18 protein-coding genes are annotated in these 15735 nt (G+C 60.1%); 15 read left to right on the top strand and 3 right to left on the bottom strand.

Going from position 1 to position 15735, the window contains the following annotated elements; translation table 11 throughout:
• Positions 1-337: 337 nt before the first annotated feature.
• From FHT85_RS23615 to lipA, 12 genes are all read left to right on the top strand, one after another.
• Positions 338-1225, top strand: coding sequence for a VOC family protein (locus FHT85_RS23615; RefSeq protein WP_112338328.1), 888 nt, complete (start codon positions 338-340; stop codon positions 1223-1225).
• The gene (gene kdsA, locus FHT85_RS23610; protein ID WP_112338329.1) at positions 1222-2061 is read left to right on the top strand and encodes a 3-deoxy-8-phosphooctulonate synthase; all 840 of its coding nucleotides are present in this window, start codon (positions 1222-1224) and stop codon (positions 2059-2061) included. Before FHT85_RS23615 ends, kdsA begins: the two co-directional genes overlap by 4 nt.
• A 148-nt stretch (positions 2062-2209) precedes the next feature.
• The gene (eno, locus tag FHT85_RS23605) at positions 2210-3484 is read left to right on the top strand and encodes a phosphopyruvate hydratase (protein WP_112338330.1); all 1275 of its coding nucleotides are present in this window, start codon (positions 2210-2212) and stop codon (positions 3482-3484) included.
• Positions 3485-3703: 219 nt separating this feature from the next.
• Positions 3704-4015, top strand: a complete 312-nt coding sequence (locus tag FHT85_RS23600; RefSeq protein WP_015339812.1) for an FtsB family cell division protein — start codon at positions 3704-3706, stop codon at positions 4013-4015.
• Positions 4016-4172: 157 nt separating this feature from the next.
• Positions 4173-5216 carry a pyruvate dehydrogenase (acetyl-transferring) E1 component subunit alpha gene (pdhA, locus tag FHT85_RS23595; RefSeq protein WP_015339813.1) on the top strand — a complete coding sequence of 348 codons (1044 nt, stop codon included), beginning with the start codon at positions 4173-4175 and terminating at the stop codon, positions 5214-5216.
• A gap of 16 nt (positions 5217-5232) precedes the next feature.
• Positions 5233-6615 (top strand): pyruvate dehydrogenase complex E1 component subunit beta, encoded by a 1383-nt coding sequence (locus FHT85_RS23590; RefSeq protein ID WP_112338331.1) that lies wholly within the window; start codon positions 5233-5235, stop codon positions 6613-6615.
• Positions 6616-6630: 15 nt separating this feature from the next.
• The gene (locus FHT85_RS23585) at positions 6631-7989 is read left to right on the top strand and encodes a pyruvate dehydrogenase complex dihydrolipoamide acetyltransferase (protein ID WP_112338332.1); all 1359 of its coding nucleotides are present in this window, start codon (positions 6631-6633) and stop codon (positions 7987-7989) included.
• Between the two features lie 25 nt (positions 7990-8014).
• Positions 8015-8656: an SGNH/GDSL hydrolase family protein gene (locus FHT85_RS23580; RefSeq protein ID WP_112400662.1), complete on the top strand. Its 642-nt coding sequence runs from the start codon at positions 8015-8017 to the stop codon at positions 8654-8656.
• A 52-nt stretch (positions 8657-8708) separates the two neighbouring features.
• Positions 8709-10154 carry a dihydrolipoyl dehydrogenase gene (lpdA, locus tag FHT85_RS23575; RefSeq protein ID WP_112338333.1) on the top strand — a complete coding sequence of 482 codons (1446 nt, stop codon included), beginning with the start codon at positions 8709-8711 and terminating at the stop codon, positions 10152-10154.
• 55 nt (positions 10155-10209) lie between these two features.
• Complete coding sequence (locus FHT85_RS23570; RefSeq protein WP_015339818.1) at positions 10210-10464, top strand: GlsB/YeaQ/YmgE family stress response membrane protein; 255 nt, start codon at positions 10210-10212, stop codon at positions 10462-10464.
• Positions 10465-10534: 70 nt separating this feature from the next.
• Positions 10535-10783 carry a GlsB/YeaQ/YmgE family stress response membrane protein gene (locus tag FHT85_RS23565; RefSeq protein ID WP_015339819.1) on the top strand — a complete coding sequence of 83 codons (249 nt, stop codon included), beginning with the start codon at positions 10535-10537 and terminating at the stop codon, positions 10781-10783.
• Positions 10784-10819: 36 nt separating this feature from the next.
• Positions 10820-11791, top strand: coding sequence for a lipoyl synthase (gene lipA / locus FHT85_RS23560; RefSeq protein ID WP_112338334.1), 972 nt, complete (start codon positions 10820-10822; stop codon positions 11789-11791).
• A gap of 45 nt (positions 11792-11836) precedes the next feature.
• Here lipA and FHT85_RS23555 read toward each other — a convergent pair whose 3' ends face one another.
• A complete protein-coding gene (locus FHT85_RS23555; protein ID WP_112338335.1) occupies positions 11837-12211 on the bottom strand; it encodes a VOC family protein in 375 nt (124 codons plus the stop codon).
• 145 nt (positions 12212-12356) lie between these two features.
• On the opposite strand from FHT85_RS23555, the gene FHT85_RS23550 reads away from it, so the two are divergent.
• Genes FHT85_RS23550 through FHT85_RS23540 form a run of 3 tightly spaced genes read left to right on the top strand, consistent with a single transcriptional unit; the run spans position 12357 to position 13928 of the window.
• Positions 12357-12869: an AAA family ATPase gene (locus FHT85_RS23550; protein WP_112400661.1), complete on the top strand. Its 513-nt coding sequence runs from the start codon at positions 12357-12359 to the stop codon at positions 12867-12869.
• A gap of 9 nt (positions 12870-12878) precedes the next feature.
• A complete protein-coding gene (locus FHT85_RS23545; protein WP_112400660.1) occupies positions 12879-13472 on the top strand; it encodes an AAA family ATPase in 594 nt (197 codons plus the stop codon).
• Between the two features lie 9 nt (positions 13473-13481).
• Positions 13482-13928, top strand: coding sequence for a type II toxin-antitoxin system RatA family toxin (locus tag FHT85_RS23540; RefSeq protein WP_112338338.1), 447 nt, complete (start codon positions 13482-13484; stop codon positions 13926-13928).
• Between the two features lie 12 nt (positions 13929-13940).
• Here the strand turns inward: FHT85_RS23540 and FHT85_RS23535 are convergent, their stop codons facing one another.
• Positions 13941-14435 carry a CinA family protein gene (locus tag FHT85_RS23535; protein WP_210293827.1) on the bottom strand — a complete coding sequence of 165 codons (495 nt, stop codon included), beginning with the start codon at positions 14433-14435 and terminating at the stop codon, positions 13941-13943.
• The gene (locus FHT85_RS23530) at positions 14435-15655 is read right to left on the bottom strand and encodes a bifunctional 2-C-methyl-D-erythritol 4-phosphate cytidylyltransferase/2-C-methyl-D-erythritol 2,4-cyclodiphosphate synthase (RefSeq protein ID WP_112338339.1); all 1221 of its coding nucleotides are present in this window, start codon (positions 15653-15655) and stop codon (positions 14435-14437) included. The genes FHT85_RS23535 and FHT85_RS23530 overlap by 1 nt, the downstream gene beginning before the upstream one ends.
• Positions 15656-15735 lie beyond the last annotated feature (80 nt).

Here is a 15735-nt window from a genome sequence, read left to right as displayed (position 1 = left end):
TTAAATTTCGGTAAAGCCTTGTGGGGTCAGTTAAATAATTACCATTTGCGAATAGATCGGATCGGAACATCGAGGCGCCATATCTGCGTTAACCCATGGAAAAATATGAGAAATGCCGCTCTGTTCGCTTCCAGGGCCTTGTCGTTCAGTCCGTGCGCCCAGCATTTGGATCAAAGTGCCACACTACTGCATAAGCCGGCTATGGGAGAGAATCAGCAATCACGTTTGCGAGATCGCCTTCAATCCATGTCGTGTGCTTCGGGATGTTCCGTCCTTCCATCTTGAATTGCTTGGGGGATGGGCGCAAATCTGCTTCCGCAAGCAAACAGGAGAAGCCATGATTTCGTCTCCGCATCCGCTGGATCATCTCGTGCTGCCGACCGTCAATATCGCTCTGGCGCGCGAACGCCTCGGCAAGCTCGGTTTCACGGTGGCTCCAGATGCGCGCCATCCCTTTGGCACTCAGAATGCCTGCGTCTTCCTTGCCGATAAAACCTATCTCGAACCTCTGGGCGTCGCATCTCCGGAGCAATGCGAGAAGAGCATCGTGGATGGCAATGTTTTCGTCGCGCGCGATCAGGCTTATCGTTTCCGGGTGGGGGATGATGGCTTCTCGGCCGTGGTATTCGGTACGGATGATGCGGTGGCGGATGACAAGCGTTTCAACGCGGCGGCGATTTCGGCGGGGCGAATGCTGGATTTCTCCCGTCCGATGAAGATGCCGGATGGAACCGAAACCACGGCAGGCTTTCGTCTTGCCTTTGCCGCCGATCTGCGCGCGCCGGATTTTCTCGCTTTCTGCTGTCAGCGCATCAATCCGCTGCCGGCTGATCGCAGCGCGCTCGAGCGTCACGAGAACGGCGTGACTGGTATCGCGCGGGTAGCGCTTTGCGCGCCGAAGCCGGCGGTCTATCGCGGTTTCTTCGAAGAGGTTGTCGGCGCCCCACGCATTATGGAGCATTCCTTTGGCCTGACAATCAGGACTGCCAATGCCGATCTGGAGATTTTGACGCCGGAAGGAATGGAGGCATTCTATGATCTGCCTGTTCGCACGAATGATCCGGGGCTCAGGGCGCGGGCAATCCTTTTCAAAACGCGCGATCTTTCCGTGACATCGTCGCATTTCACTGCTAACGGCGTCACCTATACGCGTAAGAACAATCGTCTATTGGCGAGGTTGGCGCCCGGTCAGGGCGCATTGTTCGCCTTTGAGGAGATAAAATGAGCACAAATTCCGAAGTCACCGTCGGCGAGGGTGCCTCCAAGGTCCTTTTTTCCAATACTGCAAAGCTGTCGCTGATCGCCGGTCCCTGCCAGATGGAAAGCCGCGACCATGCTTTCATGGTTGCCGGCGTTTTGAAGGAACTTTGCGGCAAGCTGGGCATCGGCCTCGTCTACAAGTCCTCCTTCGACAAGGCGAACCGCACATCGCTGTCTGGCAAGCGCGGCATCGGGCTGGAAAAGGCGCTGGAGGTTTTTGAAGACCTGAAGAAGGAATATGGCTTCCCGGTCCTGACCGACATCCACACGGAAGAGCAGTGCGCCATCGTTTCCAAGACGGTCGATATCCTGCAGATCCCAGCTTTCCTGTCGCGCCAGACGGACCTTTTGGTTGCCGCTGCCAAGACCGGCCGCGTGGTCAACGTCAAGAAGGGCCAGTTCCTGGCGCCATGGGATATGAAGAACGTGCTTGCCAAGCTGAACGAAAGCGGCAATCCGAATATTCTTCTTTGCGAGCGCGGCGCCTCCTTTGGCTACAATACGCTTGTTTCCGACATGCGCTCGCTGCCGATCATGGCGGCGATGGGCGCGCCCGTCATCTTCGACGCGACCCATTCCGTGCAGCAGCCAGGCGGACAGGGCGGTTCGACCGGCGGCGATCGCCGGTTCGTCGAGACGCTGGCGCGCGCCGCCGTTGCCGTCGGTGTCGCAGGCGTTTTTGTCGAGACGCATGAGGATCCGGACAATGCACCATCCGATGGCCCGAACATGGTCTATCTGAAGGATATGCCGCGGCTTCTGGAGAAGCTGCTGGCCTTCGACGCCATCGCCAAGGCCTGAAACGTAGCCGGCATTCAACAGGCTGACATGAACTTGCGTTACGGGCCTGCAGGAGTGCCAAATCGCGGCGCGGATCGCCATTGAAATTTCCGCGCCTTCGATTAAGACGATTTAAATCGATTTATAAACCAGCGAGCAGGGAGCTATCATGACCGCAATCACCGACATTATCGCCCGCGAGATTCTCGACAGCCGTGGCAATCCGACTGTCGAAGTCGATGTCTACCTCGAAGATGGCAGCATGGGCCGCGCGGCGGTTCCGTCGGGTGCGTCGACCGGCGCGCATGAAGCTGTCGAGCTTCGCGATGGCGGCAAGCGCTACCATGGCAAGGGTGTCGAGAAGGCCGTCGAAGCCGTCAATTCGGAAATCTTCGACGCGATCGGCGGCATGGATGCCGAAAACCAGATCCAGCTCGACAACATCATGATCGAGCTCGACGGCACGCCGAACAAGTCGCGCCTCGGCGCCAATGCCATCCTCGGCGTCTCGCTCGCCGTTGCCAAGGCTGCTGCCCAGAGCGCCAACCTGCCGCTCTACCGTTATGTCGGCGGCGCTCACGCCCGCCTGCTGCCAGTCCCGATGATGAACATCATCAACGGTGGCGCCCATGCCGACAACCCGATCGACTTCCAGGAATTCATGATCCTGCCGATCGGCGCTGACTCGATCCGCGAAGCCGTCCGCATGGGTTCGGAAGTTTTCCACGTTCTGAAGAAGGAACTGGCATCGCAGGGCCACAACACCAACGTCGGTGACGAAGGTGGTTTCGCACCGGGCCTTTCCAGCGCCCCGGCAGCTCTCGACTTCATCATGAAGTCGATCGAGAAGGCCGGCTACAAGCCGGGCGAAGAAATTGCTCTCGGCCTCGATTGCGCTTCGACCGAATTCTTCAAGGACGGCAAGTATGTTCTCGAGGGCGAAGGCCGCACGCTGGAATCCGGCGCCATGGCTGAATACCTCGCAGAACTCGCAGCCAAATACCCGATCGTTTCGATCGAAGACGGCATGGCTGAAGACGATTGGGAAGGCTGGAAGACGCTGACCGACCTCATCGGCAAGAAGACCCAGCTCGTCGGCGACGACCTGTTCGTCACCAACTCTGCCCGCCTGCGTGATGGCATCGGCATGGGTGTAGCCAACTCGATCCTCGTCAAGGTCAACCAGATCGGCTCGCTGACCGAGACCCTAGACGCCGTGGAAACTGCGCACAAGGCGAACTACACCGCCGTCATGTCGCACCGCTCCGGCGAAACGGAAGATTCCACGATCGCCGATCTCGCTGTCGCCACCAACTGCGGCCAGATCAAGACCGGCTCGCTGTCGCGTTCGGACCGTCTTGCCAAGTACAACCAGCTCATCCGTATCGAGGAAGCGCTCGGCCCGCAGGCAAAATATGCCGGCCGCTCCATTCTTCGTGGCTGATATCCGAAGCCTTGGATCCGCACGGGTCTGCGGCCAGATTGTTTGCTTGGATCGAACCGCGCCTTCGGGCGCGGTTTTTTGTTGGTCCTGCCAGTTAGAGTCAACGGACAGTTAATCTCTGCCGGTTATCTTGGCTGCAGGTATTTGATTTCATGTGATCTTGTTTGGGCCGAACGGGCTTTGAGGAGATCGCGCAAAGCCAGAGCGTGACGAGCGAGTATGTGGACAAAGTATCATAAGAAGAGAAGGTTCGGCCGTCTCATCCTTCCCGCCATCACCATCGCTTTTGTGAGCTACTTCGGTTATCATTGCATTCATGGCGATTACGGCCTGAAGGCGACTGAGGTTTTCGAGCAGCGCCGCGTCGACCGTGCCAAGGAGCTGGCTGATCTTGTCGCCAGGCGCGAGCACCTTGAAAAGGAGGTCGCGCTGTTAAGCGACGGCTCTCTGGATAAGGATATGCTCGATCAATATGCGCGCTACCAGTTGACCTATTCCAAGGCGAACGAGATCGTCATCTTCAATAAATAGCCACAATTAACCGAATTTCGGTTAATTGCATTTTTGTGATTTATATCAATAACTTGCGGTGAATATGAGCCATGCAATTATAGCATTGCTGTGGCGGACAATCTTCCCTATGTTACGCCTCACCAAAAAACGAGGCTACTCACACAGGGAGGGTTGAATGGCGCCGCGAAAGAACGCGACCGTTTCCAGCCGTAAAACAGCATCAAGGCCTGCCAAGGAAACCAATGGCGGCCCGATCGCAGATTTCGATCGTGATGCGGAGCTCAAGGCTTATCGTGAGATGCTCCTGATCCGCCGCTTCGAAGAGAAGGCCGGCCAGCTTTACGGCATGGGCTTCATCGGCGGCTTCTGTCACCTTTACATCGGTCAGGAAGCAGTCGTCGTCGGCATGCAGCTGGCGCTGAAGGATGGCGACCAGGTCATTACCGGCTATCGCGACCATGGCCATATGCTGGCGACCGGCATGAGCGCGCGCGGCGTCATGGCCGAGCTCACCGGACGCCAGGGCGGCTATTCCCGAGGGAAGGGCGGCTCCATGCACATGTTCTCCAAGGAAAAGAACTTCTACGGCGGTCATGGCATCGTCGGCGCCCAGGTTTCGCTCGGCACCGGTCTTGGCTTTGCCAACTGGTATCGCGGCAATGACAATGTCAGCGTTGCCTATTTCGGCGATGGTGCCGCCAACCAGGGCCAGGTCTACGAAAGCTTCAACATGGCGCAGCTCTGGAAGCTGCCCGTGATCTTCGTGATCGAAAACAACCGCTACGCCATGGGCACCTCGACAGCTCGCGCCACCGCCCAGGCCGATTTCTCCAAGCGTGGCGCCTCCTTCGGCATTCCCGGTATTCAGGTCGATGGTATGGACGTTCGCGCCGTCAAGGCTGCGGCTGACGAAGCCGTTGCGCATTGCCGCTCCGGCAAGGGCCCGATCATCCTGGAAATGCTGACTTACCGCTACCGCGGTCACTCCATGTCCGACCCGGCGAAGTACCGTTCCAAGGATGAAGTGCAGAAGATGCGCTCCGAGCACGATCCGATCGAGCAGGTCCGTATTCGCTTGCTCGAAAAGGGCTGGGCGACCGAGGACGATCTGAAGGATATCGACAAGGATGTCCGCGACATCGTCGCAGACAGCGCCGATTTCGCCCAGAACGATCCGGAGCCGGATGCATCCGAGCTCTACACCGACATTCTGCTCTAAATCGGGGAGGGACACTATGCCCATCGACATTCTCATGCCCGCCCTTTCTCCGACTATGGAAGAGGGCACCCTTTCGAAATGGCTCAAGAAGGAAGGCGACAAGGTCGTTTCCGGTGACGTCATTGCCGAAATCGAAACCGACAAGGCCACCATGGAAGTGGAAGCCGTCGACGAAGGCACGATCGGCAAGCTGCTGATCGACGCCGGCACCGAAGGCGTCAAGGTCAACACCAAGATCGCCATCCTCTTGCAGGACGGTGAATCCGCAGACGCCATTTCGTCCGCAAAGGCTGCACCTGCTGCCGAGCCGGCAAAGACCGAGGCGCCTGCCGCCGCTCCGGCGCCGGCCGCTGCGCCGGTCCCGGCCCAGCCGAAGGTTGCCGCTGCGGCTGATCCGGAAATTCCGGCCGGCACGGAAATGGTGTCGATGACAGTGCGTGAAGCGCTGCGCGATGCGATGGCCGAAGAAATGCGCGCCAACCCAGACGTCTTCGTCATGGGTGAAGAAGTCGCCGAATATCAGGGTGCCTACAAGGTGACCCAGGGTCTGCTGCAGGAGTTCGGCGCCCGCCGCGTGATCGATACCCCGATCACCGAGCACGGCTTTGCCGGTATCGGCGTCGGCGCCGCTATGGCCGGCCTCCGCCCGATTGTCGAGTTCATGACCTTCAACTTCGCCATGCAGGCGATCGACCAGATCATCAATTCCGCCGCCAAGACGCTGTACATGTCCGGTGGCCAGATGGGCGCTCCGATCGTCTTCCGCGGCCCGAACGGTGCTGCTGCCCGCGTCGGCGCTCAGCACAGCCAGGACTATGCCGCCTGGTATAGCCACATTCCGGGCCTCAAGGTTGTCATGCCCTACACGGCAGCCGACGCCAAGGGCCTGCTCAAGGCTGCGATCCGCGATCCGAACCCGGTCATTTTCCTTGAGAACGAAATCCTCTACGGTCAGCATTTCGATGTGCCGAAGCTCGATAACTTCGTTCTGCCGATCGGTAAGGCCCGCATTCATCGTCCTGGCAAGGACGTGACGGTCGTCTCTTTCGGCATCGGCATGACCTATGCCACGAAGGCCGTCGCCGAGCTGGAAGCCCAGGGTATCGATGTCGAACTCATCGACCTGCGCACCATCCGCCCGATGGATCTTCCGACGATCATCGAATCGGTCAAGAAGACCGGTCGCCTGGTCACCGTCGAGGAAGGCTACCCGCAGTCCTCCGTCGGCACGGAAATCGCCACCCGCGTCATGCAGCAGGCCTTCGATTATCTCGATGCGCCGATCCTGACGATCGCTGGCAAGGACGTACCCATGCCATACGCCGCCAACCTCGAAAAGCTGGCGCTTCCGAGCGTCGCCGAAGTGGTCGATGCGGTGAAGGCCGTTTGCTACAAGTAAGGGGAGGGCTCATCGATGCCTATCAACATCACCATGCCTGCCCTCTCGCCGACCATGGAAGAGGGCAACCTCGCCAAGTGGCTGGTCAAGGAAGGCGACAAGATCAAGTCCGGCGATGTCATCGCCGAGATCGAGACTGACAAGGCAACGATGGAAGTCGAGGCTGTCGATGAGGGCACGGTCGCCAAGATCGTCGTTCCTGCCGGCACCCAAGGCGTGAAGGTCAATGCCCTGATCGCCGTGATCGCTGCCGATGGCGAGGATGTCGCGGCTGCAGCATCCGGCGCTGGTGCCGCTGCTGCTCCGGCAGCCAAGGAAGCTCCGAAGGCGGAAGCCGCACCTGCGGCGGCTCCGGCTCCGGCAAGCGTTTCGGCTCCTGCGGCTGCACCTGCACCCGTTGCATCGGCTCCGACTGCAAACGATGGTCAGCGCACCTTCGCGTCTCCGCTTGCACGCCGTCTTGCCAAGGAAGCCGGCATCGATGTGACTGCGGTTTCCGGCACCGGCCCGCATGGCCGCGTGGTCAAGAAGGATATCGAAGCTGCCGTTTCCGGCGGCACCGCCAAGGCTGCTCCTGCAGCGACGCCGGCCGCACAGCCGACAGCAGCCGCTGCTCCGGCCGCTGCGAAGGGCATGTCCGACGACGCCGTGCTCAAGCTGTTCGAGCAGGGTTCCTACGAGCTCGTCCCGCACGACGGCATGCGCAAGACGATTGCAAAGCGCCTGCAGGAATCCAAGCAGACGATCCCCCACTTCTACGTTTCGGTCGATTGCGAACTCGATGCTCTGCTGGCTCTCCGCACGCAGCTCAACGATTCCGCTCCGAAGTCGAAGGATGGCGTGCCGGCCTACAAGCTCTCGGTCAACGACATGGTCATCAAGGCCCTGGCGCTGGCGCTGCGCGACGTTCCGGATGCCAACGTTTCCTGGACCGACAGCGCCATGGTCAAGCACAAGCATGCCGATGTCGGCGTTGCCGTCTCCATTCCGGGCGGCCTGATCACCCCGATCATCCGCAGCGCCGAGCAGAAGACGCTCTCCACCATCTCCAACGAGATGAAGGACTATGGCAAGCGCGCCAAGGAGCGCAAGCTGAAGCCCGAGGAGTATCAGGGCGGCACGACCGCCGTGTCGAACATGGGCATGATGGGCGTCAAGAACTTCGCCGCCGTCGTCAACCCGCCGCATGCAACCATCCTGGCCGTCGGCGCGGGCGAGCAGCGCGTCATCGTCAAGAAGGGCGAGATGGTGATTGCCAACGTGATGACCGTCACGCTGTCGACCGACCACCGCGCCGTCGACGGTGCGCTCGGTGCCGAGCTCCTGGCAGCCTTCAAGGGCTACATCGAAAATCCGATGGGGATGCTCGTCTGAGCTTTGTTGTGACACGGAGGCATGAATGACCAAGACTGTTCTGTGTTACGGCGACTCGCTGACATGGGGCTACAGTGCCGAAACGGTCGACCGTCATGCCTATGAAGATCGGTGGCCGAGCGTGCTGCAAAAGGCGCTCGGCAACCAGGTGCGCGTGATCCCGGAAGGATTGAACGGCCGCACGACCGCTTTCGACGATCATCTCGCCGATTGCGACCGCAACGGTGCGAGGATACTGCCGACGATCCTGCAGACCCACAATCCCCTTGATCTCGTCATCATCATGCTCGGCACCAACGACATGAAGCCCGTCGTTGCCGGTTCGGCCTTTGCCGCTCTCCAGGGCATCAGCCGCCTGGTCCAGCTGGTCCGCAATCATGCCTGGGGGTTCGACTACGAGGTGCCCGATATCCTCATCGTTGCCCCGCCGGCAATCACCGAGACGGCCAATGCCGCTTTTGCGGCCAGCTTTCTCGGCGCAGTCAAGGAATCGAGCAAGCTGCCGACGCTCTATAGCGATCTGGCGGACGAACTCGGATGCGGCTTCTTCGACGCTAATACGGTCGCTGTGACCACGCCGCTCGATGGCGTTCATCTCGATGCGGAAAACACCCGGGCGCTCGGTCGCGGCCTCGAGCCGATCGTGCGGATGATGCTCGGTCTCTGATAGATTCAAGGCGCCGGCTCCGATCCGCCGCCAGCAATAAGGCAGGAAACACATGGCTGAGAATTACGACGTCATTATCATCGGCTCCGGTCCGGGCGGTTATGTCGCCGCCGTGCGCGCCGGCCAGCTTGGCCTGAAGACCGCGATCGTCGAGCGCGAGCACCTGGGCGGTATCTGCCTCAACTGGGGCTGCATTCCCACCAAGGCGCTGCTCCGTTCGGCCGAAATTCTCGATCATTCCAACCATCTGAAGGATTACGGCCTCGTTCTCGAAGGCAAGGTCAGCGCGGATGTGAAGGCCGTGGTCGCCCGTTCACGTGGCGTTTCCGCTCGGCTCAACACCGGCGTCGGCTTCCTGATGAAGAAGAACAAGGTCGACGTCATCTGGGGCGAAGCCAAGATCACCAAGCCGGGCGAGATCGTTGTCGGCAAGTCGACCAAGCCGGTCGTCGAGCCGCAGCATCCGGTGCCGAAGAACGTCAAGGGCGAGGGCACCTATACCGCCAAGCACATCATCGTCGCGACCGGAGCCCGTCCGCGCGCGCTGCCAGGCATCGAGCCGGACGGCAAGCTGATCTGGACCTATTTCGAAGCGCTGAAGCCGGACTTCCTGCCGAAGTCTCTGCTCGTCATGGGTTCAGGCGCCATCGGCATTGAATTTGCAAGCTTCTATCGCTCGATGGGCGTCGACGTCACCGTCGTTGAAGTCATGCCGACCATCATGCCGGTCGAGGATGCCGAAATCTCCGGCATTGCCCGCAAGCAGCTGGAGAGGCGCGGCCTGAAGATCTTCACCAAGGCGAAGGTCACGAAGGTCGATAAGGCTGCCAACTCGATCACTGCCCATGTCGAAACCGAAGACGGCAAGGTGCAGCAGATCGTTGCCGACCGTATGATCTCGGCCGTCGGTGTCCAGGGCAACATTGAGAACCTCGGCCTCGAGGCGCTCGGCGTGAAGACCGACCGCGGCTGCGTCGTCATCGATGGTTACGGCAAGACCAACGTGCCGGGCATCTACGCGATCGGCGACGTTGCCGGTCCTCCGATGCTGGCGCACAAGGCCGAGCATGAGGGCGTCGTCTGCATCGAGAAGATCGCCGGCCTGCCGAATGTTCACCCGACCGACAAGAGCAAGGTGCCGGGCTGCACCTATTGCCAGCCGCAGGTTGCTTCCGTCGGCCTCACCGAAGCCAAGGCCAAGGAACTCGGCCGCGATATCCGCGTCGGCCGCTTCTCCTTCGTCGCCAACGGCAAGGCGATCGCGCTTGGCGAAGACCAGGGTCTCTGCAAGGTGATCTTCGACAAGAAGACCGGCGAGCTCCTCGGCGCGCACATGGTTGGCGCTGAAGTGACCGAACTCATCCAGGGCTTCGTCGTCGCCATGAACCTGGAGACGACCGAAGAAGAGTTGATGCATACGATCTTCCCGCATCCGACCGTTTCGGAAACGATGAAGGAAGCCGTGCTGGATGCCTATGGCCGGGTACTGAACGCTTGATAATTTCCTACCATGCCCTTTATCCAGGGGGTGGAAAACAGGAAGGGAAATCAACATGTCTATCACGGCGGAAGGTTGGATCGTCTTTCTTCTCATCGGGCTGGTCGCGGGTTTCCTCGCGAGCCTGATCGTTGGAGGCGGTGGGCTCATCGGTTGCCTGGTGAGCGGTGTGATCGGGGCTTTCGTGGGCGGTTTCCTCTTCCGTTATTTCGGGATATCGCTCGGCATTGAAAATGCGCTTGTCGTGGAGATCATCCATGCCACGGTCGGTGCGATCATTGTGGTGCTGTTGGCGAGATTGATCGTCTAGAGCATCATCGTTAAGACGCAACGCGACGCCCGGCAGGACTGTCCTGAAGGGCGCCCGAAAAGAGGGTTTGATGGAAAGCGTAGGTTGGCTGGGTCTGATCATCATCGGCGGTCTTGCGGGCTGGCTCGCGGGCAAGCTGATGGACGCACGCTATGGGGTCATCCTGAACATCATCCTCGGCATTGCCGGCTCGGTCGTAGCTGCGGCGCTGATGGTGGCCCTGCATGTCGGCGTACCCGGCGGCCGGCTTGGCTTTTTCATCACCGGTTTCATCGGTGCATGCATTCTGATATTCCTCGCCAAATTCGCTCGGCGATGAAGGGCCGCATTTCAAGCGGCGGAAAGTAGACGTTTCATGGTCACCATTCTCGACACGATCAACCCGGACGCCAAGCGCGTGCGACACCCGGAGAAGGCGCATCGGCCGGATACGGAAGTCATGCGCAAGCCGGACTGGATCCGCGTGAAGGCGCCGACATCGAAGGGCTATGCCGAAACCCGCTCGATCGTGAAGGAGCACAAGCTCGTCACGGTCTGCGAGGAAGCCGGCTGCCCGAATATCGGCGAGTGCTGGGACAAGAAGCACGCCACCTTCATGATCATGGGCGAGATCTGTACCCGCGCCTGCGCCTTCTGCAACGTCGCGACCGGCAAGCCGAACGCGCTCGACATGGCGGAGCCGGAAAACGTCGCCAAGGCCGTCAAGCAGATGGGCCTCAGCCACGTCGTCATCACCTCGGTCGACCGCGACGACCTGGAAGATGGCGGCGCCGAGCATTTCGAGAAAGTCATCTGGGCGATCCGCGCCGCTTCGCCCTCGACTACGATCGAAATCCTGACACCGGACTTCCTGAAGAAGCCGGGCGCCCTGGAGCGCGTCGTCGCTGCCAAGCCTGACGTCTTCAACCACAATCTGGAAACCGTGCCCGGCAATTATCTGACGGTTCGCCCCGGCGCGCGCTACTTCCACTCCGTCCGCCTGCTGCAGCGGGTCAAGGAACTGGACCCGACCATGTTCACCAAGTCGGGCATCATGGTGGGCCTCGGCGAGGAGCGCAACGAAGTGCTGCAGCTGATGGACGACCTGCGCACCGCCGATGTCGACTTCTTGACCATCGGCCAATATCTGCAGCCGACGCGTAAGCATCATCAGGTGATGAGCTTCGTGACGCCGGAAGAATTCAAATCCTATGAGACTGTGGCTTACACCAAGGGCTTCCTTATGGTCGCTTCCAGTCCGCTGACGCGCTCGTCGCATCACGCCGGCGACGATTTCGCGCGTCTGCGTGCTGCCCGCGAAAAGAAGCTGCTGCTGGCAGCGGAATAGGAAAAAAGTAGTCTCTTTGTCCCCAGGGGCGGCGACGCGGAGATCTCATGAGCTTTTTGGTTCGAATAGTTCGATCGCGTTCCCGGACGGATCCTCGCACAGGATTTGTCGTCCGCCTGGTCCCTCTATGATGTCGTTGCGGAAATGAACACCATGTTCGCGCAAAGTGGAAACGAGTGTGGGCAATTCTTCCTGAATCTCAAGCACGAACCGGTTCCAGCCGCCCGGTTCAGGTTTGCGGCCATCCGGCATTGGGCGGGAAGCCGACGCCATCGGGCCTGCAAGCCACAATGTGAGGTCATCCCGTGTCAGAATCGCCATTGCCGGTCCGAACTGTTGTTTTAGCGTAAAGCCGAAATGCTTCAGATAGAATGCCGCTGCCGCTTCCACATCCTCGACTATGTACCGCACCATCGCCATTGCGCTGCTCCCGATCTGGCCAAGGGATCCTTACCACGGTTTTCGCGTGCTCTGCCACAGGATCGTCATCCGCTTGATTTAGGAAGCACGCCAGCCGTTTGTTGCCCGTACCGGCGCCCGTCAAGATCGAATATGGAGCCGAATCGTGGAGCAGATCGTCGCGCTGCAGGTGCTTTACCATGCCGTCGATATAGATCAGGCGGCTCGCATCCTCGAAAAGGCAGACCGTATTCTCATCATGGGCTGCTCCGGTACAGGCAAGAGCACGCTCGCGCAGGCCATCGCGTCGCTGCGCGGGTTGACCTATGTTTCGATGGATCGCGACATCTTCTGGCTACCCGGCTGGAGATCGCGCCCGCGCCCGGAAGCAATCGCGCTGATCGAGCAGGCAGTCGCCGGCCCGCCGCGGCACATGGCACTGCGCGGCGTCATTTCACGCTGGCTGCGCTACCGCGGCCGGTCGCGGCCCGAAATGGCGCCCGGATGCCCCGAGCGGCTGGATTGGAAATTCCTGCGCTACATCTGGACCTTAGAGCGTGACGAAGCGCCGCAGTTTCAGGAGATGCTCGAACAAAACGGCCGTAATGTGCCGGTCGTGACGCTGAAATCCTACCGCGAAGGCGAAGACCTGCTTTCGCGTCTCCGAAGCAAGAGCTGAGAGGCTGTCATGGATCAAATCGCGATGCCGACATTGCGCAGCGAGATACGCGATCTTGATGTAGCCGCTGAGCATATCCGCCGCGCGAATCGTATCATGGTTATGGGCTGTTCCGGCGGCGGCAAGTCGACCTTATCGCAAAAAATTGCTGCCCGCTTCGGTCTTGCCTATCTGTCGATCGATCGCGACGTTTTGTGGTTGCCAGGCTGGGTTCAGCGCGACAGGGACGAGCAGCGCGCCATCATCGTTGCCAAAGTGCAGGGCGAGCGATGGATCATGGACGGGACCAATCCCTCGACATTCGATGTGCGTCTGCCGCGCACGGATTTGGTCATATGGGTGCGGATGCCCCGCCTGCTATGCATCTGGGGCGCCGTTTCTCGCTGGCTCAAATGGATGGGCCGCACGCGACCGGAGATGGCGCCTGGCTGCATAGAAAAAATCGATTGGGAGTTCCTGCGCTTCATCTGGACATTTGAAGAAAAATTCACGCCGCGGGTTCTTGCCGGCCTTGCCGAGCACGGTCCTGATATCCCCGTTTTGCAGCTGAAATCCCGCGGCGAAATGCGTCAGCTCCTTGATCTTCTTGGCCGTCCTGCTTAATTGCGGCTCATGCCTCAATTCGAAACTCATCGCCCCGTTCCGCATTCGCCAGACCAGATGTTCGACCTCGTCGCCGATGTGGAGCGCTATCCGGAATTCCTGCCGCTTTGCGAGGCGCTCACGATCCGCAGCCGCAAAGAGCGTGACGGCAAGAGCCTGCTCGTTGCCGATATGACGGTCGGCTATAAGGCCATCCGCGAGACGTTCACCACACAGGTGCTGCTGAACAAAGCGGAGCGCGCGATCGACGTGAAATACATCGACGGACCGTTCAAGTATCTCGATAATCGCTGGCGCTTTGCACCCTCTGAAAACGGCGGCTGCAGCATCGATTTCTTTATCGATTACGAGTTCAAGAGCCGCATCCTCGGCGCCTTGATGGGATCGATGTTCGATCGGGCTTTCCGCATGTTCACGGATGCCTTCGAGACGCGCGCGAACAAAATCTATGCTTGAAGCCGTGCCCGGTCATTGAGCGAGTGCGACTAGCATCTCCAGCGCCGTCTGTAATGTGGCGAGCCGAACCTTGTCACGGCCGATGTCGCCATAGCGCATTTCGTGATGGAGGAGCGCGCCGCTGCGAGCCTTGGCGGCGAGGTGGACGAGCCCGACCGGCTTTTCTGCCGAACCGCCACCGGGGCCGGCGATACCCGTAACCGCTACGGCGAAATCAGCCCGGGAGCGGAAGAGGGCGCCATGGACCATCTGCAGCGCCGTTTCCTTTGAAACCGCGCCGAACTGCGCAAGCGTCTGCTCCTGAACGCCGAGCATCTCCATCTTGGCAGTGTTGGTGTAGGTGACGAAGCCGCGATCGATGACGGCGGATGAGCCGGGAATTTCCGTCAGAGCGCCGGCTATCAGCCCGCCGGTGCAGGATTCGGCTGTCGCGACCATCCAGCTTTTTGCTGTGAAATCCGTCACGATCGTCTGCGCGAGCGCGATAATCTCATCGGGAAAATGCATTATGCCTTGCCTCCGCGATAAACGACGGTGGCGGTCGCGATGGCCGCTATGCCTTCGCGGCGGCCGACGAAGCCGATCTTCTCGTTCGTGGTTGCCTTGACCGAGCAGCGATCGATGCTGATGCCCAGAAACTCCGAGAGCCTGGCCCGCATGGTGTAGCGATGCGGCCCGACCTTCGGGGCTTCGGCGATCAGCGAGACATCGGCATTCATGATGGTGCCGCCGCGTTCGCGCACGATCTTTGCCGCATGCTCGATGAAGATGCGCGACGGAGCGCCCTTCCATTGCGGATCGGAGGGCGGGAAATGATCGCCGATATCGCCGGCGCCGCAGGTGGCGAGCAGCGCGTCCGTCAGGGCATGCAGGGCGACATCGGCGTCCGAGTGCCCCTTCAGCTTCTGGTCGTGGGGAATGAAGACGCCGCAAAGGGTGACGCCATCGCCCGGCTCCAACTGGTGGACGTCATAGCCGTTGCCGGTGCGCACATCAGGCAGCAGGCCGGCGCTGAGCTTTTCATCGGCCATGGCAATATCCCTTTTGATTGTCAGTTTTACGTTGTCGGCGCTGCCGATCGCGAGTGTCACCGGTAGGTTACACCATTCCGCGATTGCCGCATCGTCCGTGAAATCGGTTCTGCCATTGGCAGCGGCTTTTTCATGGGCGTCGAGAATATCGGCGAAACGGAAGGATTGCGGCGTCTGCGCGGCGTGCAACCCGGTGCGGGGAATCGTGTCGATGACTAGCCCATCGGCATTGCCGCGTTTCAGCGTGTCTGTGACGGGCATAGCTGGCAGCACGGCCGGCGCGCCGTCTGCAAGCGCTGCGGCGACACGATCCAGCAGATCATGATCGAAGAAGGGGCGGACAGCATCGTGGATCATCACATGCGTGACGCCGCTGTCTTTCAAAGCGCGCAGCCCGGCAAGCACGGACTGCTGGCGAGTCGCCCCACCGAAGGCGATCTTGATCTCAGGCAGGCCTGAAACCTGTTCCAGCGCCGCACGCAGCAGCTTCTCATCGTCGCGATGGATGACGACGACGATTTTCGATGCCTGCGGCCATGTCACGAATCTTTCAAGCGTATGCGCAATAACCGCTCTGCCGCCGATCGGACGATATTGCTTGGGGCCTTCTTCCGGAGAACCCGCCCGTTCGCCGCGCCCGGCGGCCACGATGACGATTCCCACCGACAACGGTTGCTTTGAATGCATTTGCGTCATAAATCCCCGAAGATGAAAGGCTCCGTCTCGGCATGGCTTTGAAAAGCGTAGAGCTTTCTTTTGAACAAGCACATGCTAAA

It is taken from the genome of Rhizobium sp. BK312 (assembly GCF_014193605.1).
Classification (GTDB): domain Bacteria; phylum Pseudomonadota; class Alphaproteobacteria; order Rhizobiales; family Rhizobiaceae; genus Rhizobium.
The sequence above is the reverse complement of the archived record's forward strand: the minus strand, read 5'-3'. Positions and strand labels throughout refer to the sequence as shown.